The following is a 22,947-nucleotide window of genomic DNA, read 5'->3' as shown; positions in this document are numbered from 1 at the left end:
GTTCATGGGCGCCATGGGCGACGTGAAAGAACGCAGCTATGCCGCCTGGCTGGTGGACGAGGAATTCCCCCGGCACGGGAACCGGGAGGCCGTGGTGCACGGCGGCCGGCGGCTGACCTACGCGGAGTTGGGCGAGACGGTCCGGCGCATGGCCACGGTGTTCCGGTCCCTCGGTCTGGGGCCGGGGAACACGGTGGCGCTGGCCGGCGGCAACCGGACCGAGGCGGTGTGCGTGCCGTTCGCCGCGCACCTGGCCGGGGCCCGGTTCCTGCCGATGCCCGCGGACCGGGGGCCGGCCGAGTACGCCAGCATCGCGGCGAACGTCCCCGCCGACATGCTGATCGTGGACGACCGGATCTCGGCGCCGTGCGCGGAGGCGGTGACGGCCGCGTTCACCGGAGCTCAGCTGTGGTCGCTGGGGCCCGAGGGACCCGCGAAGGACCTGATGGCCGCCGTCCGGCAGACGCGCCCGCCCGCGGACCCGGAGTGGGCGGAGGCCGGAAAGGTGGAGACGGTGCTGTGCACCGGAGGCACCACCGGACTCACCAAGTGTGTACTGCACCGGCACCGGCTGTACCGGACGATCCTGGAGCATCCGTTCCTGCCCGAGCCGGTGCGGCTGCTGGTGACCAGTCAGATCGCCCACGTCGGCGGACTGTACGGGCTGACGAGCCTGGCCGGGGGCAGCACGCTCGTGCTGCTGGACCGCTTCACGCCGGAGGCCGTGACCGCGGCGCTGGCGAGCGAGCGCATCACGGCGATGATGCTGATGCCGCCGATGCTGTACCGGCTGCTCGACCATCCCGCGCTGGCCGGCGTGGACTGCTCGGGCCTGCGCCGGATCATGTACGGGGCCAGTCCGATCACCCCGGACCGGGCCCGGCAGGCCCTCGACCGTTTCGGGCCGGTGCTGTGGCAGCTCTACGGCATGACCGAGGCGTTCGGCATCACCGCGCTGGACTCGCCCGACCACACCGTGGACGACGGCAGGCTGCTGCGCTCGGCCGGGCTCCCGTTCCCCGACATGGAGGCGAGCATCCGTGACGAGCAGGGCCTGCCCGTGCCGCCGGGGCAGGTCGGGGAGGTCTGCACGCGGGGGCCGCGGGTCATGGAGTGCTACGTCGGCCAGCCGGAGGCCACCGCCGCCGCGTTCCACCCGGACGGCTGGCTGCGCACCGGCGACCTGGGATACCGGGACGAGGAGGGCTACTTCTTCCTCCTGGACCGCCGCAACGACGTGATCATCACCGGGGAGTCGGGCTCCGCCATCTACTCGCCGCTGGTGGAGAACGCCCTCGCCACCCACCCGGCGGTGCGGGCCGCCGCGGTGATCCCGGTCCCCCACCCGCTCTACGGCCAGGCCGTGCACGCCGTCGTCGTCACCGACCCCGGGGCCCGTGTCCCCGCCGAGGAGCTGCGCAGGTGCATCCTGGACGAACTGGAGCGTCCCGTCTATCTGCCCGCAAGCTTCGAGTTCGTCGACGCACTGCCGCTGACCCCCATCGGCAAGGTCGACAAGACCGCCCTGCGTGCGCCGTACTGGGAAGGTCACCCCAGTCTGCTGCACGGGGCCACGTCGCCGGAGTCCGGCGAGGCCGGCTGACCGGCGGGGCAGCCGAAGGCGACGGTGGCCCGGGTGGCGGTATCCGCGCTGTAGCCGATGATGCCGTCGCCCGTGGCGGGTTGCGCGCGGATGGCGTTGCCCCCGTACCCGTGCGGGGTGACGAACAGGCCCCACACCGGAGTCCAGTCCTCGGTCGCTCCCGTTCCGGGGTCGACCACGGGCTCCGCGCAGGGGACGACCCTCCGCTGCACGACGTGCCCCCGGCCGGCGCACCGGCGCAGGGCGTCGGCCCATTCCCGTTCCGGGCAGGCCCACCCGGCGACGACTCCCGCACCGGCGCGTCCCCGGCACGGTTTGAGCACGAGGTGTTCGCGCTCCGCCACGCACCGGTCGACCAGTGAGGGGGTCAGCAGTCTGGTCCAGGGCAGGATCCGGTCCGTCAGCCGGCGTTCCTGCGCGGACAGGACGGCGTCGCAGCGCGGGTCCGACAGCAGTGCGAGGGCGCCCTTGTTGGAGAAGAGGGTGCTGTCCACTCCGGTCCACAGGATCGCGTTGCCCGCCCGCTCGGCGTGGACGATCGCATCGACGCGGTCCTCGCAGCCGGACGTCTCGTCGAGCGCGAAGTACCGCAGCACCACGTCGACCCGTACCCGGCCGACGAACAGCTTCCCGCCGCTGTCCCGCACCTCGCTCAACTCGCCGAGAAGCACCTCCAGTCCGTGCTTCCGCAGCACCTCGACGGTGGGGGCCAGCGGCCGCCGGTAGCGGGCGAGGGCGCCGGGGGCGCACACCAGCGCCACCACCGGGGACGGGCGCGGTGCCACGGCCCGCAGCGTCGCGGCGACGTGTTCCCCGGTGCGCACGTGGCGCAGCGCGTGCTCCGCGGCGAAGCGGGCGAAGTCGTCCATCCCCAGCAGTGTGCGCGGCAGTTCGCCGAGCTCGATGCCGCCGACTCCCCCGGCGATGTTGAACTCCAGCAGGGAGAAGCCGTGTTCGCCGCGGTGGAGGTCGGCCCGCCCGAACCGGGCCCGCGGCTGCTGTGGCGCCCAGCGGCGCAGCAGCGGCACGAGGGCCGGATCGCCGCCCAGTGCCGGCCAATAGGCGTTGAGTTCGCCGTCGAAGAGGCGGTCGGGCAGCGAGGCCAGAATGTCGAAGAGGGACAGCAGGTCGTCCGCCGCCGCCTGCAGGGCGGGTTCGTCGACGAACAACGGCCGGGCCAGCAGCCGTGCATCGCGCAGGGACATCGGCAACTCTGCCCCGGCCACGGCGTTTTTCAGGCCGCTCCGGTCCGTGCGGCACAGCTCCAGATAGCGGGCGGTCGCCTCGTTCACGATACGGACGTGCCGATCAGGCGGCCGACGACGAAGGTGACGGCCGCCGCGAGTGCGCCGACGAGGACCTGCCGGGCCGCCGAGCGCCAGGCCGAGCGGCCGTTGAGCAGCCCGATCCCCGCCCCCACGGCGGCGAGCGCGACGAGGAACAGGCACACCGCGGCGACGAGGGCCGTCGCCCCGCCGGTGACGAGGTACGGGAGGATGACGACCAGCGCGCCCAGGGCGAAGGTGAGCATGCTCGACACGGCGGCCGACCAGGGCGACCCCAGGGCGTCGGGGTCGAGGCCCAGTTCCTCCCTGGCCAGGGTGTCCAGGGCGACCTCCCGGTCGGCCATGATGGTGTCGGCGACCTTCCCCGCCTCCTGCTTGCTCAGCCCCTTCGCGCGGTAGAGCAGCACCAGTTCCTCGCGCTCGGACTCGGGGTCCTCCTCCAGTTCCTGGCTCTCCAGGCCGATCTCCCGCTCGTACATCTCCCGTTGCCCCGACATCGAGACGTACTCGCCCGCCGCCATGGAGAAGGAACCGGCCAGCAGGCCCGCCACTCCGGCCAGCACGATGGCGGTGCGGGAGGAGCCTGATCCGGCGAAGCCCATGACCAGGGCGGTGTTGGAGACCAGGCCGTCGCTGACGCCGAAGACGGCGGCCCGCAGCGCGCCCGAGCGGTCGCCCCGGTGCCACGTCTCCCGGCGGGCGATGCCCTCCCTGACGCTGGGGCGGCTCTCGTTGAGGCGGGAGAGGGTGCGGGCGTGTCCCCGTTCCTCCCCCGCCATGCCGGGCGCGGCGTCCGGCTCGGCGTCGTAGGTGCCGGCGTCGGCCTTCTCCGACCGTTCCACCAGCGGCAGGACGGCCGCCACGGACCAGTGGTCCGCGATCCGGCCCAGCAGGCGGGTGCGCAGCGGCACCGTCCCGGGCGGGGGCACCTCCGCTCCCGCGGCCCGCAGCCGGCCTTCCCAGTGCGCGGCGTGCCGCCGCTCGACCGCGGCGAGTTCGCGCAGGACCTCACGCCGTTCGCCGGTCTCCGCCTGTGCCAGGCGCTCGTAGAGCGCGGCCGCTTCGCGCTCGCTCTGCAGCAGTTCCCGCCAGCGCCGGAGCCGGGAGGCGTCGGGCTGGTCGCTGGTCGGATCCGGCATCATCGCTCCTCGGCGTCGGCTCCCGTGTCCGAACGGTAACGGGACGCGGCCCGCAAAGATCGCATTGGTCGCGTGCCCCGTCGGTCAGGGGGTGATCCCGCCGCCGTGCGCCTGCCTGTTGTCCAGGCAGCACCGGACGAAGTCCCGGACGACGGGGTCGGTGTCGCCGGCGGGTGCCCAGGCGACGCCGACGCGGCTGGGGCCGATGCCGCTGACGGGCCGGTAGACGATGCCGGGGCGGGCGTAGAAGCGGGCGGCGGATGCGGGGGCGAGGGCGATGCCGTAGCCGTTGGCGATGGCGCTGAGCCATTCGTCGGGCTGGTCGGTGACGGCGCCGATGCGGACCGGCCGGCCGTCGCGTTCGCCGGCGGCGAGCCAGTGGTCACGCCAGCTGCCCGTCTCGGGCGGGGCGGCCACGAACGGCTCGTCCCACAGGTCCCGGAAGGGGATGCACGTGCGGGCGGCGAGCGGGTGCGCTGCGGGGAGCGCGACCCAGCGGGGTTCGGCGAACAGCACTTCCACGCGCAGGGCGTCCTGGCCGGGAAAGGGGAGCCGCAGCAGGGCGGCGTCGACGTCCGCGGCGGCGAGGCCTGCGGTCGGGTCCGACCATGCGGACTGCCGCATGTCGACGCGCCAGCCCGGCCGGTGCCGGGTGAATGCGGCGATGATGTGCGGGGTGGCCTCGTTGGCGGCGCTGGCCAGGAATCCGACCCGCAGCACACGGGCCGCCCGGGCGGCGGCGCTGCGGGTCCCGTGCAGCGCGCGGTCCCAGCCGTCCAGCAGGGCGGGCGCCTGCTCCGCCAGGGCCCGGCCCGGTGCGGTGAGCGCCATGCCGTTCCGGGAGCGGGTGAAGAGCCGGACGCCGAGCAGGGTCTCCAGGCGGCGGATCTGTTTGGTCAGCGCGGGCTGGGACACGTACAGGCGCTCCGCGGCGCGGGTGAGGGTCCCTTCCTCGGCGACGGCGAGGAAGCAGCGCAACAGCCGGGTGTCGACGTCCATGCCGTCAGGTTATGGATACCGGTATTGGACGCCCGGCCGGGGGTGCGACGAGGCTGTTCCCATGCTCATCGCCTACACGGTTGTCACCGTGCTCACGATCGCGGCCAACGCAGGGATGGCCGTCGCCGACTTCGCGAAGGCCGGGTTCGTTCTCGCCAATTCGGCCGCCGTCCGGCTCCCGCCGTCCTCGCTCCCGCTGCTGGCCACGGCGAAGGCCGCCGGGGCGGCCGGTCTCGCGCTGGGGCTTCTGGGGGCCCGGGCCGTCGGAGTTGCCGCCGCGGCCGGGCTGGTCCTGTTCTTCATCGGCGCCGTGGTGGCCCATGTCCGCGCCCGGGTGTTCCACAACATGGCGTTCCCCGGAGCCTATTTGGCGATGGCCGGGGCAACTCTCGTCCTCGGCATGGCGCGATGAATTCCCCTGGCATGGAAAACGATCGAGAGGCCGCCATTCCTGGCGGCCTCTCGATCTCCGTGTGGAGCTAAGGAGAATTGAACTCCTGACCTCCTGCATGCCATGCAGGCGCTCTACCAACTGAGCTATAGCCCCTTGTTCTGTTGTCCGCCGGGTTCCCTTGGCGACACGCACACATTACACGGATTTTCGTGCCGCCTGCCAATCCGGCCGCGGGCCGGGAGCCGGGCACCGTGAAGCATTCCGGCGCGCCTCCCTCGGCAGGCTTCAGGCAGGCCTGTGCCTGGTGGGGGTCCTTCGTTGCGGTCATCGCGGTCGACAGATAGACCTCCGTGTCGCGCCGGCTCGCCGCCGTGACCTGTTTGGTCTCGGTGCCCGGCAGGGACAGCTCCGCCCGGTCGCCGAGGCGCAGTTTCACGGCCCGCACCCACACGGCTCCGCACCGGGCGGAGTACCGGATGTCGAGCCGCTGGCCGCCGGCCGCGCGGCGGGTCGTGAGCGTGTCCACCAGGCCCTGCGCGCCGCACCCCATCTCGTTGGGGTCCCGGCCGTCGCACTCGTCCCCCGTGCAACCGGGTGCGTAGGACTGCGGGTACGAGGGGGCCGCCGCGGTCCTGCCCGCTGCGCGGCTGCCGGGCTCGCTCCCCTTGGCGGTGAGGAACAGTTGCACGGCGGCGACGGCCACCACCACGGCAGCGGCACCGGACAGGACGACCGTCCTGCGGGAGCGGCCCGGCGCCCTCCCCTTGCGGCCCGGAACCGGCCCGTCCGCGCGCTCCTCGGCGACGACTTCGCGGGCTGCCGCACCCGCGGGCACGGCGGCCCGGCCGCTCCACCCCTGCTCCGCGAGCTCCCACAGGGCCAGGAGCCGCCCGGCCGGCTCGTCCGCCAGCCGGCACAGGGCGTCGACCGCATGCCGCGGCGGCAGCTTCTTGCCGTTGAGGTACCGCTCCCAGGACGACTTGCTGTACGGGGTGAGCTCCGCGAGCGCGGCCAGGCTCAGCCCCGTACGGCTCCGCAACTCCCGCAGGCCCTCGGCCAGTCGCACGCACTCCTCCGGAAGCGGGCGATCACCGCTCATCGGCGCAGTTCCTTCCAGGTGTCCGGCCCCACGATGCCGTCCACCACGAGATCGTGGTCCTTCTGGAAGTGCTCGGCGGCGCTCTTGGAGCGCTCGCCGTAGTCGCCGTCGGCGGTACCGGGGTCGTAGCCGTGGTACTTCAGCAGGCACTGCGCCTCGACGATCTCCCAGCCCGTGCTGTTGATCTCCATCAGTGCGGTGCGCGTCGCGCTGTACCCGGCACGCAACTCGCCGTCCTGGCGCCGGACGGTGCAGGGGTGGGCGCGGTGGGGCATGTAGACGAACATCGACGGGCTGCTGCTCGGCCGCGGCGTGCCGGCCTGCGCGTCGTCGCCCTGCCAGGGACGGGCGAGCAGCAGGGCGACGGCCAGCGCCACGGCCGGCACCGCCACCGCCCCGGCGAGCACCCAACGCCGCCCGGGTGCACGGCGGCCGGCCGTCCCCACCCCCGCCGCCCCGCCGGGTATCCCGTCGGGCGTCCCGTCCGCCCAGGCCTCCGCGGCGAGTTCGTGCAGCACCAGCAGCCTGGCCGGATCGACGGCGCACACGCGCGCCAGCTCCTCGACCGCGTCCCGCGGCGGAAACTGCCTGCCGTTGAGATAACGCTCCCAGGAGGAGCGGCTGTACGAGGTCTTGGCCGCCAGTGCGGCGAGACTCAGACCACTCCGGTCCTTCAGTCTGCGGAGCTGCACGACGAGTTGGCGCACGCGATCGTCCAGCGATCCGGGCAGTTCTTTCCAACGCCGCATGTTCCACCCCATACGCGTCGTGGTCCCCCGAGGCCGATGGGCCTCCTCTGCCGCACATGATGACGATGCACACACGCCGGTTCCGGTAAGCACCCGGTGGCAGCCGCGACTTCCGGCCACCTCGCCACCGCCGTCGCCGTCCCACCACGACCTCATCGGCCGGCACATCTCCGCAGGCAGGACCGTGGGACGTCCCACGATGACCCAATCCCCCGGGATGGACTGGCACATGAGGATGTGGCGCATCACAGTCATACCCGGAAGCCGGGCGGTGCGGTCCACCCCGCATCGCCCGGTGCCGCACGGGGGGATGCACGGCGGCCCGCCTTCCACGGGGGAGGAAGGCGGGCCGCCGTCGGGCGCCACAGCGCCCCGTAAGGGGCGCGGGGAACTGCGCGATCAGCCACGACGCACCCGCAGCCGAGGCTCCCGGGGCTTCGCCCCGGACCCCTGGGGTGGCGCGTCAACTGCAGGCCGTCGATGGTTGGTCGCGCAGTTCCCCGCGCCCCTTACGGGGCGCACAATGCACCACCGGCTCTGCTCCGGGGACCACGAAGCCGTACTCGTAGGCGAGGATGACGGCCTGGGTGCGGTTGCGGGCACCGAGTTTGGCCAGGAGATTGCTGATGTGCGTCTTGACCGTCTCCAGACTGACCACGAGCCGGTCGGCGATGCCGGGATTGGACAGGCCCTTCGCCATGAGCCGGAGGATCTCCAGTTCGCGGCCGGTGAGCGCGGGTCCTCCTCGTGGCGGCCGGGGCGGCGCGGGCCGGGCCGCGACGAGCCGGCGGACCGCGTCCGGGAACAGTACGGAGTCGGTCGTGGCCACCAACTGCACGGCATGGGCGATCTGTTCGATCGCGGCCCGTTTCAGGACGAAGCCGCTCGCTCCCGCGCGCAGCGCGTCGTAGACGTAGTCGTCGTTCTCGAAGGTGGTGATCACCACGACCTTCGGCGGGTCGGGCAGTGCGGACTGCAGACGCCGGGTGGCCTCGATCCCGTCGGCCCCGGGCATCCGCACGTCCATCAACACGACATCCGGACGCAGCTGTTCCGCCAGGGACACGGCTGTCACGCCGTCGGCTGCCTCACCGATCACCTCGATACCCGGCCGGGCCCCGAGCAGGATCTGCAGGCCGGTGCGGGTGATCTCTTCGTCGTCGGCGACGAGCACGGTCACGGTCATGCGCCGGACCCTAGCGGGATGCGGGCGTACAGCCGCCAGCAGGTGCCGCAAGGGCTGTCGAGTCCGCCGGCGTCACCGGGGTTGCCGGTGCCTCCGCCCGGCACGGGCCCCGCGGAGAACTCGCCCCGCAGCAGCGCCACCCGCTCGGCCGCGCCGACCAGACCCGATCCCCGCCTGCGGCCCGTAACTCCCGCACGGGCCGTACGGGATGCCAGGGCGCTGTGCCCGGTGAGCGGATTGGTGACTTCCAGTTCCAGCCGGTCGGGCGCGACCGCGACCCGCAGCAGGACCGGTGCCCGGGAGGCGTGCCGCAGCGCGTTGGTCAGCCCCTCCTGGACGATGCGGTAGGCCTCGCGGGAGACGCTCGCCGGTACGTGCGCCATGTCCCCGGTGACGTCGGCGTGCAGTTCCGTGCCGGCATCGCGGACCCGGTCCAGCAGAGCGGGGAGGTCGGCGAGGGAGAGCGGCGGGGCGGTCGACGCCCGGCCGTCCCGGAGCAGGCCGAGGACGTGGTCGAGGTCGTCCAGCGCCGCACGCGACACCTCCTCCAGGCCGACGAGCGCGCGGCGTGCCCGCGCCGGGTCGCTGGTCATCAACTCCCTCGCCACGGCGGCCTGGATGGTCGACGCGGTGAGCGTGTGGCCGATGGAGTCGTGCAACTCCTGGGCGAGCCGGTTGCGCTGGGCCAGCATCCGCATCTGCTCCTCGAGCGCGGCGAGCCGTTCGGCGGGCCGGTGCCCGAGCAGCAACGGCGCGAGCCGGCGCAGGAGTGCGGCCGCCGCCTTGCCCGCGAGGCAGGCCAGGACGAGAAGGACGGCCGCGGCCGGCAGGGTCCACGAGCCCCGCACCCCGCCCGCCACGTCGATGTCCGTCAGAACGGTGATCCGGTCGCCGCCGCGCAGCCATACGGCGGGCAGGCCGAAGGCCGCCATCAGCAGGAGCACCGCGACGGCGGTCGCGGCACCACCGGTCACGGCGTGCAGCAGCAGCCAGACGGACGTACGGAACCGGTTCGGCCACCGGAGGCCGGAGCCGGACACGTCGGCGGCGGGGGCCGGAAGGTCCGTACCGAGCAGGCCGTTGGCCAGCGTCACGGAGGCCCGGCGCGCGACGCGAGGCAGGCCGAGGGCCGCTGTGAGCACGGCGAGGGCGGCCAGGAAGGCGGCCGGCCGCCAGGCCTGCGGGACCACTGCGGCTGCCGGTACCGCCACGGGCAACGGCAGCAGCACGACGGCTGCGCCGAGCAGCACGTGCAGCGGGCCGCGCCAAGTGTTCGCGGTTCTCGCGGATTTCGCAGTTCTCGAGAACGGGGACGGGGACGGGGACGGGGAGGGACGTATCAGAACACGCACGGCCGGAAGTATCCCAACCAAGATCGTCCTGCCGCCTCCCCCGTGCGAGCCAGATCCGGATTCCCCCGCGCCCGCGATGTGCGGGGCACGTCACCGGCGTGAGGCTGGCGACGTGCTTGAGACGAAGACGAAACAGCAGCAGGCGGTACCGCTGACGGCCGGTGCCCCGAAGACGAAGGGGACGGCCTGGTTCCTGGTCCTGGCCTTCGGAGGAACCTGGGCCTACATCCTCATCGCGCACTTCGGGTGCGGCCTGTCGATGGTCAACCCGCTGGCGCAACTGCCGTTCGGTGTCATGCCGGCCCTGGCCGCGGTCGTGGTACGCCGCTGGATCACGAGGGAAGGCTTCGCCGACGCGGGCCTGGCCCTGCGCCTGAGGGGCGCCTGGCCGTACTACCTGGCCGCCTGGCTGGGCCCACTGGTCCTCGCGGCGGCCTCGTGCGGACTGGCGGCGGCACTGGGCCTGTGGCACCCCGACCTCTCCGCGCTCGACGAACTGGCCGGCGGCATGCCCGCCTGGGCCTTCGTCGTGGCCCTCATGCTCGTGGTCCCGCTCCTGACACCGATCTACGCGGGCGAGGAATTCGGCTGGACCGGCTACCTCAGACAGCGGCTGTTCCCGGGACGTCCGGCCCTGACGACCGCCGTCACCGGTCTCATCTGGGCGTCGTGGCACTACCCGTTGGCGCTCACCGACTACATCTCCTTCCCCCGTCCCCTGATCGGCATGACGGTGTGGACGGGGAGCTTCCTGCTCCAGGAAGTACTGCTCGCATGGCTGTTCACGCGAAGCCGCAGCATCTGGGCCGTGAGCCTGGCCCACGGCGGGAACAACATGGTTCTCTCCCTGCTCACGGGCACCCTCCTGGGCTCCGAGGCCGGAACGGGGACCGGCGGCGGGCTCGACGTGACCGGAGTGGCGCTCATGACGGTCGCGCCCATGGCCGTCGCCTGCGCGTGCACGATGCGGCCGTCGCGGCGCGGCTCGAAAGGCCGCGGGAGGCTGTCCTGAGTCGGCCGCCCACGGCCTGTCCGGCGGAACTTCGTGCCCCGTCAGGGGCGCGGGGAACTGCGCGACCGGCCACGACGCGCCCGCAGTCGAGTCCCCCAGGGGGCTTCGCCCCGGACCCCCGGGGCAGTACGTCGACTGCGGGCCGGCGGTGGCTGATCGCGCAGTTCCCCGCGCCCCTACGGGGCGCGCGAAGATCCGTCGGACACGCCCTAACCCTGCGTGCCCTTCTGGTCGACGGGGTACAGGCCGAGCCGGCCCTCGGGGTCGGCGGGGTCCGCGCCCTTGACGTCACCGACGTAGAGGCTGATGCGCGCCTTGTAGCGGTCGAGGGCGGCGCGGTCGCTCATGAACTGGCCGAGGCCGAGCGGGTTCATGTTCGGGTAGTCGAAGATGCCCTTGCGGCCGGCCGGGGTGGCGACGTCGGTGCGGGCACTCCAGCCGTAGGACGTCTGCTGGTACTGCTTCGACAGGACCCAGCTCATGTAGAGCTTGGCGGCGGCCTTGTGCGGGGCGTCCTTGAGGATGGCGCCGGTCTGCGGCCACGCGACCCAGGGCGACTTCTCGGGGATGCTCGTCTTCGACAGGCCACCGGAGCTGCCCGAGCTGCCGAAGTTGGCCACATAGCCGTCCTTGCCGACCTGGGCGGAGGCGTCGGCGGTGCCGCGGACGAACTTGGGGTTCTGGGCCTTGAGCTTCTTCATGTAGTCGAAGCCGTATTTGTCGGTGAGTTGCTTGAAGTAGTAGAGGACGGCGTCGTCGTCGTTGGGGTAGGTGAAGACGAGCTTGTCCTTGTATTCGGGCTTGAGGAAGTCCTTGGCCTCGACGGGCGCGTTGTCGCCGAGCGTGGTGGCGGTGACGTTCGCGAAGCCGATGAAGAACAGGCCGGTGTAGTAGCCGTCCTTGTCCTTGATCTTGTCGTAGACCTTGTCCCAGCCGACCGGCTTGTACTTCTCCAGCGCGCCTTCCTTCTTCCAGCGCGGGAAGTCGTCGAGGGTCTGGAGGTGGACGACGTCGGCCACGACCTTGTGCTCGGCTATCTGGTTGTCGAGACGCGCGTCGTGGTTCTTGCTGAAGTCGACGACGGTGTCGACCTTCATCTTGGGGAACTGCTTGACGAACGCGTTCTTGAGGTAGTCGGCCTGGCCCGGCTTGTCGCCGCCCGCGTAGACGACCAGGCGGCCGCCCTCGGCCACGGCCTCCTTGTACAGCTTCTGCAGCTGCTCGTCCTCACCCGTGCTCGCGGAGGCGCGGTGGGCGGAGGGGGCGGCGGCAGCGACGGTGGCTCCGCCGGCGGCGAGCACGCCGAGGGCGACGGTTGCGGCCCATGCCTTTCGGGTGGACTTCACGACGACTCCTTCGTGAGGGGGTGCATGGAAGATCTTGAAAGTTAAAGAACTTCCTCGGCGTTCACCCTAGGGCGCGTTTCTTGAATTTTCAAGCAAGTGCATATATGCAGGTCAGTGCATACAGGATGCCGTGCGTCCGGGCGTCCTGGGACTGAGCGCCACCCCGCTCAGAAGGAGTTGCGAGGCTCCAGGAACTCGAGCCGGTTGCCGACCTTGTCGAAGGTGTGGAAGCGGTCGAAGCCGGGGATGCCCTCGTCCCAGGTGACCGGGTGGCCCTTGTTCTCCAGTCGCCGGGCGAGGTCGCCCAGACCGTGCACCAGGACCGCCGGGTGCGCCCTGCGGAACGGGCGGAAGTCGGTCTCCACGACCAGGTGGACCTCCAGCCGGCCGCCTCGGAACCAGCACCCGACCAGGCTGCTCGGTTCGATGGGCTTCTCCAGCTCGGTCATTCCGAGCAGGTCACCCCAGAACACCCGGCTCAGGCCCTCGCCGCCCGGCGGTATGGACAGTTGGATGTGGTGCACGCCGCTGAGGGCGAAGTCGCTGATGGTCTCGACGGTCATGATGCTCTCGTCTCGTCAGGGGTACACGTAGTGGTCGTCGTCACGGCTCCGAGCGCCGGTGGGCGCGGCGCCTCGGCGTCGTGTGGCCGACCGCCGTGCGGGCGTGGACGGGAGCGCCCAGAACCTGCAGAACCGGGTTGTGGACGGCGCCGGTTGCGACGCGCCCGACGGCCTTGCGGAGCATGGCGCGCACGGCCGGGGCGATGTGCGGCTGCGCGTGGCGGATGTGGAAGACGGTCAGTGCGGACATGAAGGTCACCTCCGTGAGGCGGCATGCCCGGTGCAGGCATGCGCAGTCGGTCAGGCGCGGGACAGTGCGGCCGTGTCGGCGATGTGGCGCGTTGCGGCCAGCGGCAGATCGGTGAACCGGGCGAGCCAGCGGGCGTCGTGGCCCTGGCGGGCGAGGAGGTAGGCGAGGTGCACGTACGGGTCGTAGACCGCGTGCCGGGCCCCTGCTGTCGCCTGTCGGTCGTCCGGGTCGTCGAGCAGGTACAGGCGCTCGGCGCCGTCGTGCAGGGTCAGGGTCACGTACGGGCCGGTGCGGAGGTCGTCCGGAACGGCCGGAGCGGTGGGGCGGTTGAGGAGGCGCACGGGGGTGAGCCCTCCTTCTCGGTGAGTTCGGTGAGGGGGCCTGGCCCCCGGGCGGCGGGAGAGGATGAGGTGGCAACCGCCGCCCAGGGGTGTCATGGGGCCGTCCGCCGGCACCGGGGCACGACACATCCCGGGGAAGTCGGCATACCGAACAAGGAATTCGGAACTCGGGATGCGGACGACAGCGCAAAAAGGCGCGCAGGGAAGGTCGTTACCGTGTACCGGAAGTCAGCAAGGACGCACGGGTACGGGGCCGACTGTGGCCCGGACTACTGCAACTGCTGGCATCCACGTCTCTCGCCTCCTCCCGGCCGGGGCGCACACAGGCGCCGGGGCATGCACGGCGTAGCCGCGAAGAGGCCTCACCGAACGAGATGCCTCATGCGTTCGAGCCTAGCGTCACGACACCGCACAAGCCCCGTCGCTTGACTCATCCTTGATGCCCCGGAAACAACTCGGTCCCGCCGCGCCGCAGACGATTGCGCCGGGGTGGACGGTCGAGAAGGATGGCGGCATGCCGATCCACGCCAGTCCGAACCCGGCCGGATCAACCGCCTCTTCGACGGCTGCGGGGCGCACTTCGCCGATCCGGACGGCCACAATGTGACTCCACCCATGACTAATGCCGCGGGTTTCCTGCGTCAGTGGCTAAGCCTCCGCGCAGAGGGCCAGCCCGGCCCTGTGCAGGACGTTCAAGGCGCCCACGTGGTCGGCGTTGCCGATGTAGCCACACACGGTGCACTCGAACTTTGCTTGGGTGGCGCGGTTCTCCGCCGCTGCGTGTCCGCAGCCTCCGGCGGCTGGCGGGCAGGTACGGGAGGTGTTGCGGGCGTCCACCGGGATCACTCGGCGACCGGCACTTTCAGCCTTGTTCGCCAGGATTCCCAGGAACTGCCCCCAACCCGCGTCAAGGATGCTTCGGTTGAGCCCGGCCTTGGCGGCGGCACCGTTCGCAAGAAACGCGCCGTCGTTGCCGGGGTCGGGCTTGGGCTGCGGGCTCTTGGTCATGCCCGCCGTGTTCAGCTTCTCGTGCCCGATCACGTCATGCTCACGCACGAGTGCCAGGGCAGTCTTGCGGTGATGGTCGAGGCGTTGGCGCCGGATCCTGGCATGCAGCTTGGCCACCTTGCGGGCAGCCGCCTTGTGCTTCCTGGTGCGGCATTTCGTGTGCCTGGGAAACGCCGCGAGGTGTCGCTGGGCTGCGGCCAGCTCGTCTGCCATCGATGCCACGAAGCGCGGATTGGCTACGTGGTTGCCGTGCGAGTCGGTGAAGAAGTGCACGGTGCCCATGTCGATGCCGACGATCGAGCCGGTGGCTGGAAGGGGTTCGGTGGGCACCTCGTCACAGGCCAGGATGACGTACCAGCGGCGCCCTTCCCGCTTCACCGAGGCCGTCTTGACGCGGCCCTTGACCGGGCGGTGCTGGTGCACGCGTACGTGCCCGACGCCCTGCAGGCGCACACGGACCTGCCGGTCGTGCGGGGTGGAGTCCCAGCGGCAGCCGTCCCCGTCCCTGGGGAAAGTCACGGTGTCGAAGTGACCTGCGCCCTTGAAGCGCGGATGTCCCGGCTTCTCTCCAGCCTTCACGCGGCGGAAGAACGCGGTGAACGCCTTGTCCAGCCGACGCAGCGTGGCCTGCTGGGAGCTGAACGACCAGCGGCCCTGACGCTCCGGGTCGAACGCCCGGATCTCCTTGAGCTGCGCAGACTGATCGCCGTACCGGATGGCCGTCTTCGACGGGTGCCGGTAGGCGTCCCGACGTTCCTGCAACGCGGCGTTGTACAGGCAGCAGTGGTCAGCCAGCATCGCCCGAAGCTTGGCTTCCTGACCGGCCGTGGGCCGGAGAAGGAACTTGTACGCACGTATCAAGCCCGTCCCCCTCCCATACGTTTGTGCCGATCAATACAGTGGAGTAACTGTACCGCCAGGCACTGACAACGCAGTGAGCTCCGATGCTTCGCACCTCCAGTCCAAGGATTCGATTCCCTCCACCGGCTAAAGCCGATGGCCCCCTCGAAAGAACTGCTGGAGATCATGACGCGGCCCTACGTCCGCGACCGCACCGCCGCCTGAACGATGCGGTAGAAGGGCGCGGCCGGTTCGTACCGCCCCAGCGGGTGCAGGTACTGCGCGGCCGCGTCCTGTGCGGAGCGGTCCAGGAGCAGGTCCAGTCCCCGTTCGGCAAGGTAGCCGGGGAGTTCGTCGGGGACGAAGCCGAAGGTGAACGGTTCCCCGGCCGCCCGCACCGCGCCCGCCCACTCGGTGACGCCCGCGAAGGTGCCGCTCCCGTCCAGAGCCCTGCGGTCCATGTACGTGAAGACGATCCGGCTGCCCGCCGCCGTCACGGAGGCGAGTGCGGTGAGCGTGGCGTGGACGGAAGCGGCGTCGAGGTAGTTCGTCACGCCTTCCCACACGACCACCGTGCGCTCGGGCTTCAGGCCTGCCTGCTGCAGCGCCGCGTCCAGGCCGCCGTGCGTCAAGTCGAGCGGGACGAAGCGGACATGGCGTCGTCGGGCGGCCGGAACGCGGCGAGCGACGAGACGGCGTTTGGCCTTCTGTGTTGCCGGGTGGTCGACTTCGAAGACTGCGGCCGAGCGGGCGGCGGGAAGGCGGAACGCACGGCTGTCGTATCCGGCCCCCAGCAGGACGACCTGGCCCACGCCCCCGTCGAGGGCGTCCGTGACCAGGTCGTCGATCAGCCTCGTGCGCACCACCGCGGACGCGCGGGGCCCGGCCGGCCAGCGCTCGTCGATCCAGCGCTCGACCGCGGCCCCTGCCCGGGGCAGTCGGGCGAGCTCGGCCACCAGCCGGTGTCCCGTGCCCAACGATGCTGCCGCATAAGGGTCGGTGAACAGTCTCGGTCCGCGGCGTACCGACTCCAGCGCCCGGAACAGGGCCACATGCTGTGCTGTGCGACTCGCTCGGGCCTTCATGTTCCGATGCTACGAGGTGCCTCGGCCGACGGGGTGCACGTGGAGGTCCAGTCCGTTCGTCCCCGGTGTCTCCGTTCCCGGGAGCAGCCGCATGTCGTGGTCGTAGTCGTCGACGAGCGAGCGGAACGCGACCGGCTCGTCCGTGAAGAGACCGTCGAGCCGTCGGGCGTACTCCTGCTTCGCCGCCGCGAAGCGCTCGTCCGGCAGCTGGTTCGAGCCGAACACCGCGAACGGTTCGAGCGGTGCCATGCCGGTGAACCAGAACAGGCCGTGCTGCACGGGATGGAGGACGTCCGCCAGCCGCCCGTGGATGCCCCGGTCGGAGAACGCCGTCTCCCGGGCACCGGCGGTCACCGACACCAGCGCTCGCCGGCCGGCCAGCGCGCCCTCGCTGTAGGGCGGGGGTACCGCCGGGCCGTAGCCGAATCCGGCGGTGAACACCCGGTCGATCCAGCCCTTCAGGATCGCGGGCACCGAGAACCACCACAGCGGGAACTGCAGGATCACCGCGTCCGACCAGCGCACCTTCTCCTGTTCGGCCGCGATGTCCGGCGACAGCCGCCCGGCCAGCGTGGCGTGTTCGGAGGCGGCCATGACCGCCAGGCGCCGGTCCGGGGCGTGGCCGGGGAAGTCGTCGGCGTCCACTGCGGCCTTCCACTTCATGGCGTAGAGGTCGGACACCTGCACCTCGTGCCCCGCTGCACGCAGGTGCCCGACTGCGAAGGCGGTCAGGGCGGCGTTGAGCGATTGGGGTTCGGGGTGGGCGCTGACGACGAGGATCTTCTTGTTCTGCTGCTGCTTGTTCTGCTGCTGCGGTACGGCTTCGTTCATGCCGCCAACGGTCTCCCGGGCGCGGCCGGGCAGCCAGCACTCTGTTCGACCAGCGGATCCGTGATCCTGGTACTGCGAGGGCCACCCACCTCCGACGACTCATACTTGAGCGCATGAAGGGCGCAGACGACCGCATCACGACCAGTGGCAGCGACAGTGGCAGGAGCGACCGCGTCGACGGGATCGGCGACGACCGGCGGGCGCTCGGCAGCTTCCTGCGCGCCCGGCGGGGGCGCGTCGCGCCGGAGCACGTCGGAATCGACGGCGGGCGTCGCAGACGGGTGCGCGGGCTGCGCCGCGAGGAGTTGTCGCAGCTCGCGGGGATCAGCGTGGACTACTACGTGCGCCTCGAACAGGGCCGGGCCACGCAGCCCTCCCCCGAGGTGCTCGACGCGCTCGCCTCGGCACTCGGCCTCGATGCGGCGGAGCGGCGGCACCTCGCCACCCTCGCCGGGAACAGGCGCTGCCCCGCGCCCACGGCCCGGGTCAGCCCCCTGCTGCAGCGGATGCTGGACGGCATGGACCGTTTCCCGGCGTTCGCGACGAACCACCGCCTCGACGTGGTCGCCTGGAACGGCCTCGGCTCCGAGCTGCTCGGCGGCCTGGCAGATCCGGCCCGCCGCGACCGCAACCAGGCCAGGTTCCTCTTCCTCGACCCGGCCTCCCGGACCGTCCACCCGGATTGGGAGGCGAGGGCCGCAGAGGCCGCGGGCACGCTGCGGGTCTCGGCAGGGTGTTATCCGGGCGATACGGAGCTGACCGGGCTCGTGACCGGACTCTCCGCGCACAGCGCCGAGTTCCGGCGGATCTGGGCCAGCGGCGAAGTCGTGACGTGCGGGGCGGGGCACAAGCGACTGCAGCATCCGGTGGCCGGGCTGCTGACCCTGGACTACGAGACCCTGCACGTGCCGGCCGCGCCCGGCGAGACGGGCCTGGTCGTGCACGTGTTCAGCGCCGAGGAGAGCAGTCCGGAGGCCGCTGCTCTCACCCGGCTGAGCACGAGCCCGAGGCTTTAGGGCGTGTCCGGGGCACGAAGTCCCGCCGGACCGGGGGCCACGGCCGGTGATTCACACGTTGGCCCTGCCATAGGCCTCGCGAATCTCGGCGGGAACCCGTCCCCGGTCGTTCAGGCTGTAGCCGTTCTCCTTGGCCCACGCACGAATCTTCGCGGTGTCGGGGCTGCCGACCGTGGCGGTGCGGAGCTTTCCCCGTCCGCCCGGCCGGCCGCCGGTCTTCCGGCCCGCCTTCATGAACTCCGCGAGGGATTCCCGTAGTTTCTGTGCGTTCGCCTCGCTCAGGTCGATCTCGTAGCTCTTGCCGTCCATCGCGAACGTCACCGTTTCGTGCGCCTCGCCGCCGTCGATGTCGTCGATCAGCAGAACCTGCACCTTTTGCGCCATGACTGAACTCCCGGAAACTGGGGACTGGTTGACGGTACCCGGCATTGCCGCTGGGAGCGGAAGCCGTGTCTCCTCCGGCCAGCACGGTACCCACGGAAGAACCACATCATCCTTCCGGCGGCCCGCGGTCATCCTTCCGGTGCGAACGGGCCCGGCTTCCCGCGCCGGGCCCGGGTGTTTCAGCCCAGGCGCGTGAGCCTGGTCCCCGTCCCCGGCTCCTTGAGGTCCCGTTGAAGCTCGACGGGGACGTCGATCGCACTGCCGGTGCCGTCGCCGATGCTCAGCACTCCGACCTTCGTTCCGGCTGCGGCCGTGTGCGGAATCGTCGTGCCGCCGTCACCGAGTTTCAGCTTGACGGTGAGGCCGGTCCAGCCGACGACCGACACGGGTTCGGAGGTGACGACCGGCGTCCGCCCGCCGAGGCCGTCGTCGACGTGGCCCACGACGGTTCCCCTGCCCATCAAGGCCCGCTCCTGCAAGGCGTTCTGAGCCGCGACCATTGCCGTCTTGCTGACCGCGTTGACGGTGTCGATGACCGGCGGCTTGTGCTGGCCCAGGACGGCGCCCACGACGGTCACCGTCCGTTCTCCGGTCTTCCTGGTCGCAGCGAACAGCAGATTGCCGCCGGCTTTGGTGGTCGACCCGGTCTTGATGCCGATCGCATTGTCGAAGGGCACGAGGCCGTTGAAATTCCGCCAGGTCTTTCCCGAGGGGTCCTTCCACTGCGGCAGCCTCGTGATGTCCGTCAACGCCTTGATTTTCACCAGCTCGTTGCCCAGCTTCACCTGGTCCTCGGCGGTGCTGACCGTGGTCTCCTTCAGCCCGGAAGGGTCGGTGTAGGTGGTGTGGTTCATTCCGAGCTTCTCGGCCGCGGCGTTCATCTTGTCGGCGAATGCCTCCTCGGATTCCGAGTCCCAGCGCGCCAGCAGACGGGCGATGTTGTTCGCCGAAGGAATCATGAGAGCGGACAGGGCGTCCTTCAGTGAGAGCCTGTCGTTCTCCTTCACCGTGTTCAGCGTCGATTCTCCGGCGGCGTCATAGCCGCCCTCTTTCTGGGCCTTGGCGTCGACGGTGACGGACGGGCCGTCCGCGCCGGGTTGCAGCGGGTGTTCCCGGAGGATGACGTATGCGGTCATGGCCTTGGCCACGGAGCCGATCGGCACGGGGTTCTGCTCGCCGAACCGGTCCATGGTGCCCAGGCCGGCGACGTCCATCCAGCCCTGCCCTTCCGCGGGCCAGGGCAGCGAGGGGCTGCTGCCCTCGAAGGTGTACGTCGCATCCGCGGAAAGCGACAGCGTCGGGGTGGGCAGAGGACGCAAGGTCTGTACCGCCGATGCCACGAGCAGGAGCAGAAGTGCCGGCACCGCCCAGATCTTCGGCCGGCGCCCGGCCGGCCGGAATACGGCCGGTGGAGGCGGCGTATTCGTCGGTTCGGCCGGAAGGGTGAGCGGTTCTTGAGACGGCGCTACGGCCTCGGACGCGCGTCCCTGACGCCCAGTCGATTCGGGGGTGGTCACCGCTCTGCCTCCGTACGCGCTCCAAAGGTGTGCAAGACGCCGTTCCTCCCTGAGATCACCAACATTCGGAAGGACAGAACGCCATGGCAGGCCCGGCGGTTCCAGCAATTGTGGGGCAATTCCCCGCCGAAGGAATACACGCCGGAGCCGATGCCGACCGCCTTCGATCTTGTCACGGAACGCTCACATCACCGGCAATGACTCGTCATTTTGACCGGTCAGGCTAATGAGCGGCAGGGGCGGATATTCCTTTGTTTTGTCGTGCACCTGGTCGCACTCGAAGGCCGGCGCGGGGCGACACGGGGACAGGGCCCCGTGCGCCGCGCGCCGGCCGGTGTGCGCCTCCCGCCCGGCAGGCGGGTCTACGCGGGGGAAACGGCGTACTGGGCCACCCCGTTGCCGAACGACCAGTCGACCGTCTCGTTCTCGGTCAGGGTGACGAGCACGTTCCGCGGCTCGGTGCCCGCGTAGGCGTGGGCGAGCTCGGCGATGCGCCGGTACAGCGCCTGCTTCTGCTCGGGCGTCCGGCCCGAGCGCATGGTGATCGCGACGAACACGACGCCTTCGTCGCGGTGGATGCCGAGGTAATCCTCGTAGCGCAGCGTGCTGTTGACACCATCGTGCCCGACCAGCACCTGGAACCGGTCGTCGACGGGGATGCCGATCGCCTCCACCATGGCGTCGTGCACGGCACGGCCGAGCGCCTCCAGGCGGTCGCGGTCGGCTCCCAGTGCGTCAATGCGGACAAATGGCATGCCTGTACTCCTCTTTCACGTACGCGGAGGAGAGGGCCGAGCCGCTCCCCCGTACTCACGACCATGATCGTACATACTAGTAGGTACAGCGGGAGGGTCCGGGATTTGCGTGTACGGCATCGTGGAGTCACGCGCCGGTCGCCACAACGGCCCGGCTGATCGCCGCCGCGAAGCGGTCCGGGGCCTCCACCGGTACGAAATGGCCTACACCGTCGACGTGTTCGAGTGTGACGTCGTGGAAGAAGTCCCCGAGCCGGTCCGACCACGCCCGCCGGAACAGCGGGTCGTGTTCCGGCCACAGGACGGTCGTCGGGGCGGCGATACGGTCCGCGCGGGCAGGCGGTGTCTCGCCCAGGGACAGGGCCACCGCCCCGGCGCCCGCCCGGTACCACGCGACGGAGGCCGTGAAGGCGCCGGGAGATCCATAGGCGGCGACGAGGTGGTCCAGGGCACCCTCGTCGGGGGTGAACGACAGGCCGGACCAGTGCGACCAGAAGTGGCGCAGGTAGTCGCGCAGCGCCGCCGGCCGGCCGTCGAGGAGCTGCTCGGCCAGGGCGAGCTGATGGAACGGCTGGTACCAGAACTCCCGCTGTGCCTGCGGGTCGAGGATGCGGTCCCCGATTCCGGGCAGCGGCGGTGAGACCACCAGGGCGCGCACACGCTCCGGGTGCGTGCGCGCCACCGCCTGTGCGATCCGGCTGCCGATGTCGTAGCCGGCCAGGACGGGCCGCGCCAGGCCCAGTTCGTCGATGAGCCCGACCACGCTGCGGGCCTGGGCCGCGGCGTCGTACAGGTCCGGGCGGTGGGTGGCGTGCTTGTCGGAGTCGCCGAATCCCCGGAGGTCCGGGACGACGACGTCGCACGTCCCGGCCAGCAGCGGGACGACACCCCGGTAGTCGGTCCGGTCACCCGGCCAGCCGTGCAGCAGCACGACGGCGCCGCCGGACCCCGGCCCCGACCGGTCGTAGCCGAGGCGGAATCCGTCCACCGGTGCGCTGCGGAGCATCGGCGCCTCCTGAGTCGTGTCGCCCGCGCCGGGCTCAACCTACGCCTGCCACGCGGACGGCTGCACTCCCCCAAAAGATGGCAATGATTTCCAACTGTAATTGATATGAAAATCGTTTCCATCTACGGTGAAGGAGAGCGCGCCCCCCACCGTGCACCCCCCGCGCACCCGACTCCGACCGAAGGAGCCCCATGTCCGCCCCGCGCACCCCCCACCGCCCACGGCCCGTCACCCGGACCGCACTCGTCACCGCCCTGGCGGTCCTGACGGCGGCGTCCGCCACCGCCTGCTCGACCGTCTCCTCCTCGAAGACCAGCAACAACGCCTCCACCGACGACGGCTCCGGCAAGGGCAGGACCCTCCAGGTGGTGGCCGCGGAGAACTTCTGGGGCAGCATCGCCGCCCAGCTCGGCGGCAGCCACGTCCACGTCGCCAGTCTCATCACCAAGCCCGACACCGACCCGCACGACTACGAGCCGACCTCCGCCGACGCGCGCACCGTGGCCGGCGCCCGGTATGCGATCGTGAACGGCATCGGCTACGACGCCTGGGCCGACAAGCTGCTCGCCGCCAACCCGGCAGGCGGGCGCACCGAGTTGAAGGTCGGCGACCTGGTCGGCGTCAAGCCCGGCGGCAACCCGCACCGCTGGTACTCCCCCGACGACGTCCACAAGGTCATCGAGAGGATCACGGACGACTACAAGAAGGCCGACCCCGCCGACGCCGCCTACTTCGACGAGCGCAAGGCCGCCTTCGAGACCAAGGATCTGGGCTCGTACAACAAGCTCATATCCGGCATCAAGCGCAAGTACCACGACACGCCCATCGGTGCCTCGGAGTCCATCGTCACCCCGCTCGCCGAGGGGCTGGGCCTGAAGATGCTCACCCCCGAGACGTTCCTCGACGCCATGAGCGAAGGCACGGACCCCACGGCCAAGGACAAGGCCCTCATCGACGACCAGATCAAGAACAAGCAGATCAAGATCTACGTCTACAACAGCCAGAACTCCACACCGGACGTGCAGGCCCAGGTCAAGGAGGCCAAGGACGCGGGCATCCCCGTCGCCACCGTCACCGAGACCCTCTCCCCCGCCGGGGCCACGTTCCAGCAGTGGCAGACCGCCCAGCTCCAGGACATCGAGCAGGCCCTGGCCAAGGGCACCGGGAGGTGAGCCGGGCCGTGGCG

At 70.9% G+C, this 22,947-nt stretch carries 22 protein-coding genes, 1 tRNA gene and 1 pseudogene; 5 read left to right on the top strand and 19 right to left on the bottom strand.

The features are described 5' to 3' along the window. Positions 1–4 precede the first annotated feature (4 nt). A complete protein-coding gene (locus ACWD4B_RS07510) occupies positions 5–1,603 on the top strand; it encodes an AMP-binding protein (RefSeq protein WP_451419898.1) in 1,599 nt (532 codons plus the stop codon). Here ACWD4B_RS07510 and ACWD4B_RS07505 read toward each other — a convergent pair. The 3 genes from ACWD4B_RS07505 to ACWD4B_RS07495 all read right to left on the bottom strand — a co-directional run bounded on the left by ACWD4B_RS07505 (position 1,549) and on the right by ACWD4B_RS07495 (position 5,027). Next, positions 1,549–2,895: a hypothetical protein gene (locus ACWD4B_RS07505; protein WP_451419897.1), complete on the bottom strand. Its 1,347-nt coding sequence runs from the start codon at positions 2,893–2,895 to the stop codon at positions 1,549–1,551. The two genes, ACWD4B_RS07510 and ACWD4B_RS07505, sit on opposite strands and share 55 nt — an antisense overlap. Continuing rightward, positions 2,892–4,028: a VIT1/CCC1 transporter family protein gene (locus ACWD4B_RS07500; protein ID WP_451419896.1), complete on the bottom strand. Its 1,137-nt coding sequence runs from the start codon at positions 4,026–4,028 to the stop codon at positions 2,892–2,894. Before ACWD4B_RS07500 ends, ACWD4B_RS07505 begins: the two co-directional genes overlap by 4 nt. A gap of 84 nt (positions 4,029–4,112) precedes the next feature. Next, a complete protein-coding gene (locus tag ACWD4B_RS07495; RefSeq protein WP_451419895.1) occupies positions 4,113–5,027 on the bottom strand; it encodes a LysR family transcriptional regulator in 915 nt (304 codons plus the stop codon). A 61-nt stretch (positions 5,028–5,088) separates the two neighbouring features. Here ACWD4B_RS07495 and ACWD4B_RS07490 point away from each other — a divergent pair, with 61 nt between their 5' ends. Beyond that, positions 5,089–5,439, top strand: coding sequence for a DoxX family protein (locus ACWD4B_RS07490; RefSeq protein ID WP_451419894.1), 351 nt, complete (start codon positions 5,089–5,091; stop codon positions 5,437–5,439). 62 nt (positions 5,440–5,501) lie between these two features. Here ACWD4B_RS07490 and ACWD4B_RS07485 read toward each other — a convergent pair. The 5 genes and pseudogenes from ACWD4B_RS07485 to ACWD4B_RS07465 form a co-directional block, all read right to left on the bottom strand. After that, positions 5,502–5,574, bottom strand: a tRNA-Ala gene (locus ACWD4B_RS07485). A 148-nt stretch (positions 5,575–5,722) separates the two neighbouring features. Beyond that, a pseudogene (locus tag ACWD4B_RS07480) lies at positions 5,723–6,520 on the bottom strand (helix-turn-helix domain-containing protein); the annotation flags it as partial. Further along, positions 6,517–7,269, bottom strand: a complete 753-nt coding sequence (locus tag ACWD4B_RS07475) for a helix-turn-helix domain-containing protein (protein ID WP_451419893.1) — start codon at positions 7,267–7,269, stop codon at positions 6,517–6,519. The pseudogene ACWD4B_RS07480 and the gene ACWD4B_RS07475, both read right to left, overlap by 4 nt. A 463-nt stretch (positions 7,270–7,732) precedes the next feature. Beyond that, positions 7,733–8,455, bottom strand: coding sequence for a response regulator (locus ACWD4B_RS07470; RefSeq protein ID WP_451419892.1), 723 nt, complete (start codon positions 8,453–8,455; stop codon positions 7,733–7,735). Next, positions 8,452–9,705 (bottom strand): sensor histidine kinase, encoded by a 1,254-nt coding sequence (locus ACWD4B_RS07465; RefSeq protein WP_451419891.1) that lies wholly within the window; start codon positions 9,703–9,705, stop codon positions 8,452–8,454. Before ACWD4B_RS07465 ends, ACWD4B_RS07470 begins: the two co-directional genes overlap by 4 nt. Before the next feature lie 214 nt (positions 9,706–9,919). On the opposite strand from ACWD4B_RS07465, the gene ACWD4B_RS07460 reads away from it, so the two are divergent. Next, the gene (locus tag ACWD4B_RS07460) at positions 9,920–10,819 is read left to right on the top strand and encodes a CPBP family intramembrane glutamic endopeptidase (RefSeq protein ID WP_451419890.1); all 900 of its coding nucleotides are present in this window, start codon (positions 9,920–9,922) and stop codon (positions 10,817–10,819) included. Between the two features lie 209 nt (positions 10,820–11,028). Here the strand turns inward: ACWD4B_RS07460 and ACWD4B_RS07455 are convergent, their stop codons facing one another. The 7 genes from ACWD4B_RS07455 to ACWD4B_RS07425 all read right to left on the bottom strand — a co-directional run bounded on the left by ACWD4B_RS07455 (position 11,029) and on the right by ACWD4B_RS07425 (position 17,083). After that, a complete protein-coding gene (locus tag ACWD4B_RS07455; protein WP_451419889.1) occupies positions 11,029–12,165 on the bottom strand; it encodes an ABC transporter substrate-binding protein in 1,137 nt (378 codons plus the stop codon). Positions 12,166–12,332: 167 nt separating this feature from the next. Beyond that, the gene (locus tag ACWD4B_RS07450) at positions 12,333–12,728 is read right to left on the bottom strand and encodes a glyoxalase (protein ID WP_451419888.1); all 396 of its coding nucleotides are present in this window, start codon (positions 12,726–12,728) and stop codon (positions 12,333–12,335) included. Between the two features lie 40 nt (positions 12,729–12,768). Next, the gene (locus tag ACWD4B_RS07445) at positions 12,769–12,978 is read right to left on the bottom strand and encodes a hypothetical protein (protein WP_336415260.1); all 210 of its coding nucleotides are present in this window, start codon (positions 12,976–12,978) and stop codon (positions 12,769–12,771) included. Positions 12,979–13,028: 50 nt separating this feature from the next. Further along, positions 13,029–13,319: a hypothetical protein gene (locus ACWD4B_RS07440; protein ID WP_451419887.1), complete on the bottom strand. Its 291-nt coding sequence runs from the start codon at positions 13,317–13,319 to the stop codon at positions 13,029–13,031. 648 nt (positions 13,320–13,967) lie between these two features. Beyond that, positions 13,968–15,188 carry an RNA-guided endonuclease InsQ/TnpB family protein gene (locus ACWD4B_RS07435; RefSeq protein ID WP_451419886.1) on the bottom strand — a complete coding sequence of 407 codons (1,221 nt, stop codon included), beginning with the start codon at positions 15,186–15,188 and terminating at the stop codon, positions 13,968–13,970. A 176-nt stretch (positions 15,189–15,364) separates the two neighbouring features. Next, the gene (locus tag ACWD4B_RS07430; protein ID WP_451419885.1) at positions 15,365–16,252 is read right to left on the bottom strand and encodes a class I SAM-dependent methyltransferase; all 888 of its coding nucleotides are present in this window, start codon (positions 16,250–16,252) and stop codon (positions 15,365–15,367) included. 9 nt (positions 16,253–16,261) lie between these two features. Further along, positions 16,262–17,083: an NAD(P)H-dependent oxidoreductase gene (locus ACWD4B_RS07425; protein ID WP_451419884.1), complete on the bottom strand. Its 822-nt coding sequence runs from the start codon at positions 17,081–17,083 to the stop codon at positions 16,262–16,264. 113 nt (positions 17,084–17,196) lie between these two features. Here ACWD4B_RS07425 and ACWD4B_RS07420 point away from each other — a divergent pair, with 113 nt between their 5' ends. Next, positions 17,197–18,099 carry a helix-turn-helix transcriptional regulator gene (locus ACWD4B_RS07420; protein WP_451419883.1) on the top strand — a complete coding sequence of 301 codons (903 nt, stop codon included), beginning with the start codon at positions 17,197–17,199 and terminating at the stop codon, positions 18,097–18,099. Between the two features lie 51 nt (positions 18,100–18,150). On the opposite strand, the gene ACWD4B_RS07415 is transcribed toward ACWD4B_RS07420, so the two are convergent. The 4 genes from ACWD4B_RS07415 to ACWD4B_RS07400 form a co-directional block, all read right to left on the bottom strand. Next, on the bottom strand, positions 18,151–18,483 hold the full coding sequence (locus tag ACWD4B_RS07415) for a histone-like nucleoid-structuring protein Lsr2 (protein ID WP_451419882.1): 333 nt from the start codon (positions 18,481–18,483) through the stop codon (positions 18,151–18,153). A 179-nt stretch (positions 18,484–18,662) separates the two neighbouring features. Then, positions 18,663–20,108 (bottom strand): D-alanyl-D-alanine carboxypeptidase family protein, encoded by a 1,446-nt coding sequence (locus ACWD4B_RS07410; RefSeq protein ID WP_451419881.1) that lies wholly within the window; start codon positions 20,106–20,108, stop codon positions 18,663–18,665. Positions 20,109–20,362: 254 nt separating this feature from the next. After that, the gene (locus tag ACWD4B_RS07405) at positions 20,363–20,755 is read right to left on the bottom strand and encodes a tautomerase family protein (protein WP_451419880.1); all 393 of its coding nucleotides are present in this window, start codon (positions 20,753–20,755) and stop codon (positions 20,363–20,365) included. Positions 20,756–20,882: 127 nt separating this feature from the next. After that, positions 20,883–21,761 carry an alpha/beta fold hydrolase gene (locus ACWD4B_RS07400; protein ID WP_451419879.1) on the bottom strand — a complete coding sequence of 293 codons (879 nt, stop codon included), beginning with the start codon at positions 21,759–21,761 and terminating at the stop codon, positions 20,883–20,885. Between the two features lie 191 nt (positions 21,762–21,952). Here ACWD4B_RS07400 and ACWD4B_RS07395 point away from each other — a divergent pair, with 191 nt between their 5' ends. Continuing rightward, positions 21,953–22,933, top strand: a complete 981-nt coding sequence (locus tag ACWD4B_RS07395) for a metal ABC transporter solute-binding protein, Zn/Mn family (RefSeq protein ID WP_451419878.1) — start codon at positions 21,953–21,955, stop codon at positions 22,931–22,933. Positions 22,934–22,947: the final 14 nt, after the last annotated feature.

This window comes from Streptomyces sp. NPDC002536 (assembly GCF_053594995.1).
This window is presented reverse-complemented; position numbering and strand designations above follow the sequence as displayed.

Bases quoted from the DNA above. Each gene is read 5' to 3' on its own strand.
- ACWD4B_RS07415 (WP_451419882.1), bottom strand. From the start codon at position 18,483: ATGGCGCAAAAGGTGCAGGTTCTGCTGATCGACGACATCGACGGCGGC.
- ACWD4B_RS07420 (WP_451419883.1), top strand. From the start codon at position 17,197: ATGAAGGGCGCAGACGACCGCATCACGACCAGTGGCAGCGACAGTGGC.
- ACWD4B_RS07510 (WP_451419898.1), top strand. From the start codon at position 5: ATGGGCGCCATGGGCGACGTGAAAGAACGCAGCTATGCCGCCTGGCTG.
- ACWD4B_RS07405 (WP_451419880.1), bottom strand. From the start codon at position 20,755: ATGCCATTTGTCCGCATTGACGCACTGGGAGCCGACCGCGACCGCCTG.
- ACWD4B_RS07500 (WP_451419896.1), bottom strand. From the start codon at position 4,028: ATGCCGGATCCGACCAGCGACCAGCCCGACGCCTCCCGGCTCCGGCGC.
- ACWD4B_RS07445 (WP_336415260.1), bottom strand. From the start codon at position 12,978: ATGTCCGCACTGACCGTCTTCCACATCCGCCACGCGCAGCCGCACATC.
- ACWD4B_RS07430 (WP_451419885.1), bottom strand. From the start codon at position 16,252: ATGAAGGCCCGAGCGAGTCGCACAGCACAGCATGTGGCCCTGTTCCGG.
- ACWD4B_RS07495 (WP_451419895.1), bottom strand. From the start codon at position 5,027: ATGGACGTCGACACCCGGCTGTTGCGCTGCTTCCTCGCCGTCGCCGAG.
- ACWD4B_RS07490 (WP_451419894.1), top strand. From the start codon at position 5,089: ATGCTCATCGCCTACACGGTTGTCACCGTGCTCACGATCGCGGCCAAC.
- ACWD4B_RS07475 (WP_451419893.1), bottom strand. From the start codon at position 7,269: ATGCGGCGTTGGAAAGAACTGCCCGGATCGCTGGACGATCGCGTGCGC.
- ACWD4B_RS07470 (WP_451419892.1), bottom strand. From the start codon at position 8,455: ATGACCGTGACCGTGCTCGTCGCCGACGACGAAGAGATCACCCGCACC.
- ACWD4B_RS07395 (WP_451419878.1), top strand. From the start codon at position 21,953: ATGTCCGCCCCGCGCACCCCCCACCGCCCACGGCCCGTCACCCGGACC.
- ACWD4B_RS07400 (WP_451419879.1), bottom strand. From the start codon at position 21,761: ATGCTCCGCAGCGCACCGGTGGACGGATTCCGCCTCGGCTACGACCGG.
- ACWD4B_RS07450 (WP_451419888.1), bottom strand. From the start codon at position 12,728: ATGACCGTCGAGACCATCAGCGACTTCGCCCTCAGCGGCGTGCACCAC.
- ACWD4B_RS07425 (WP_451419884.1), bottom strand. From the start codon at position 17,083: ATGAACGAAGCCGTACCGCAGCAGCAGAACAAGCAGCAGCAGAACAAG.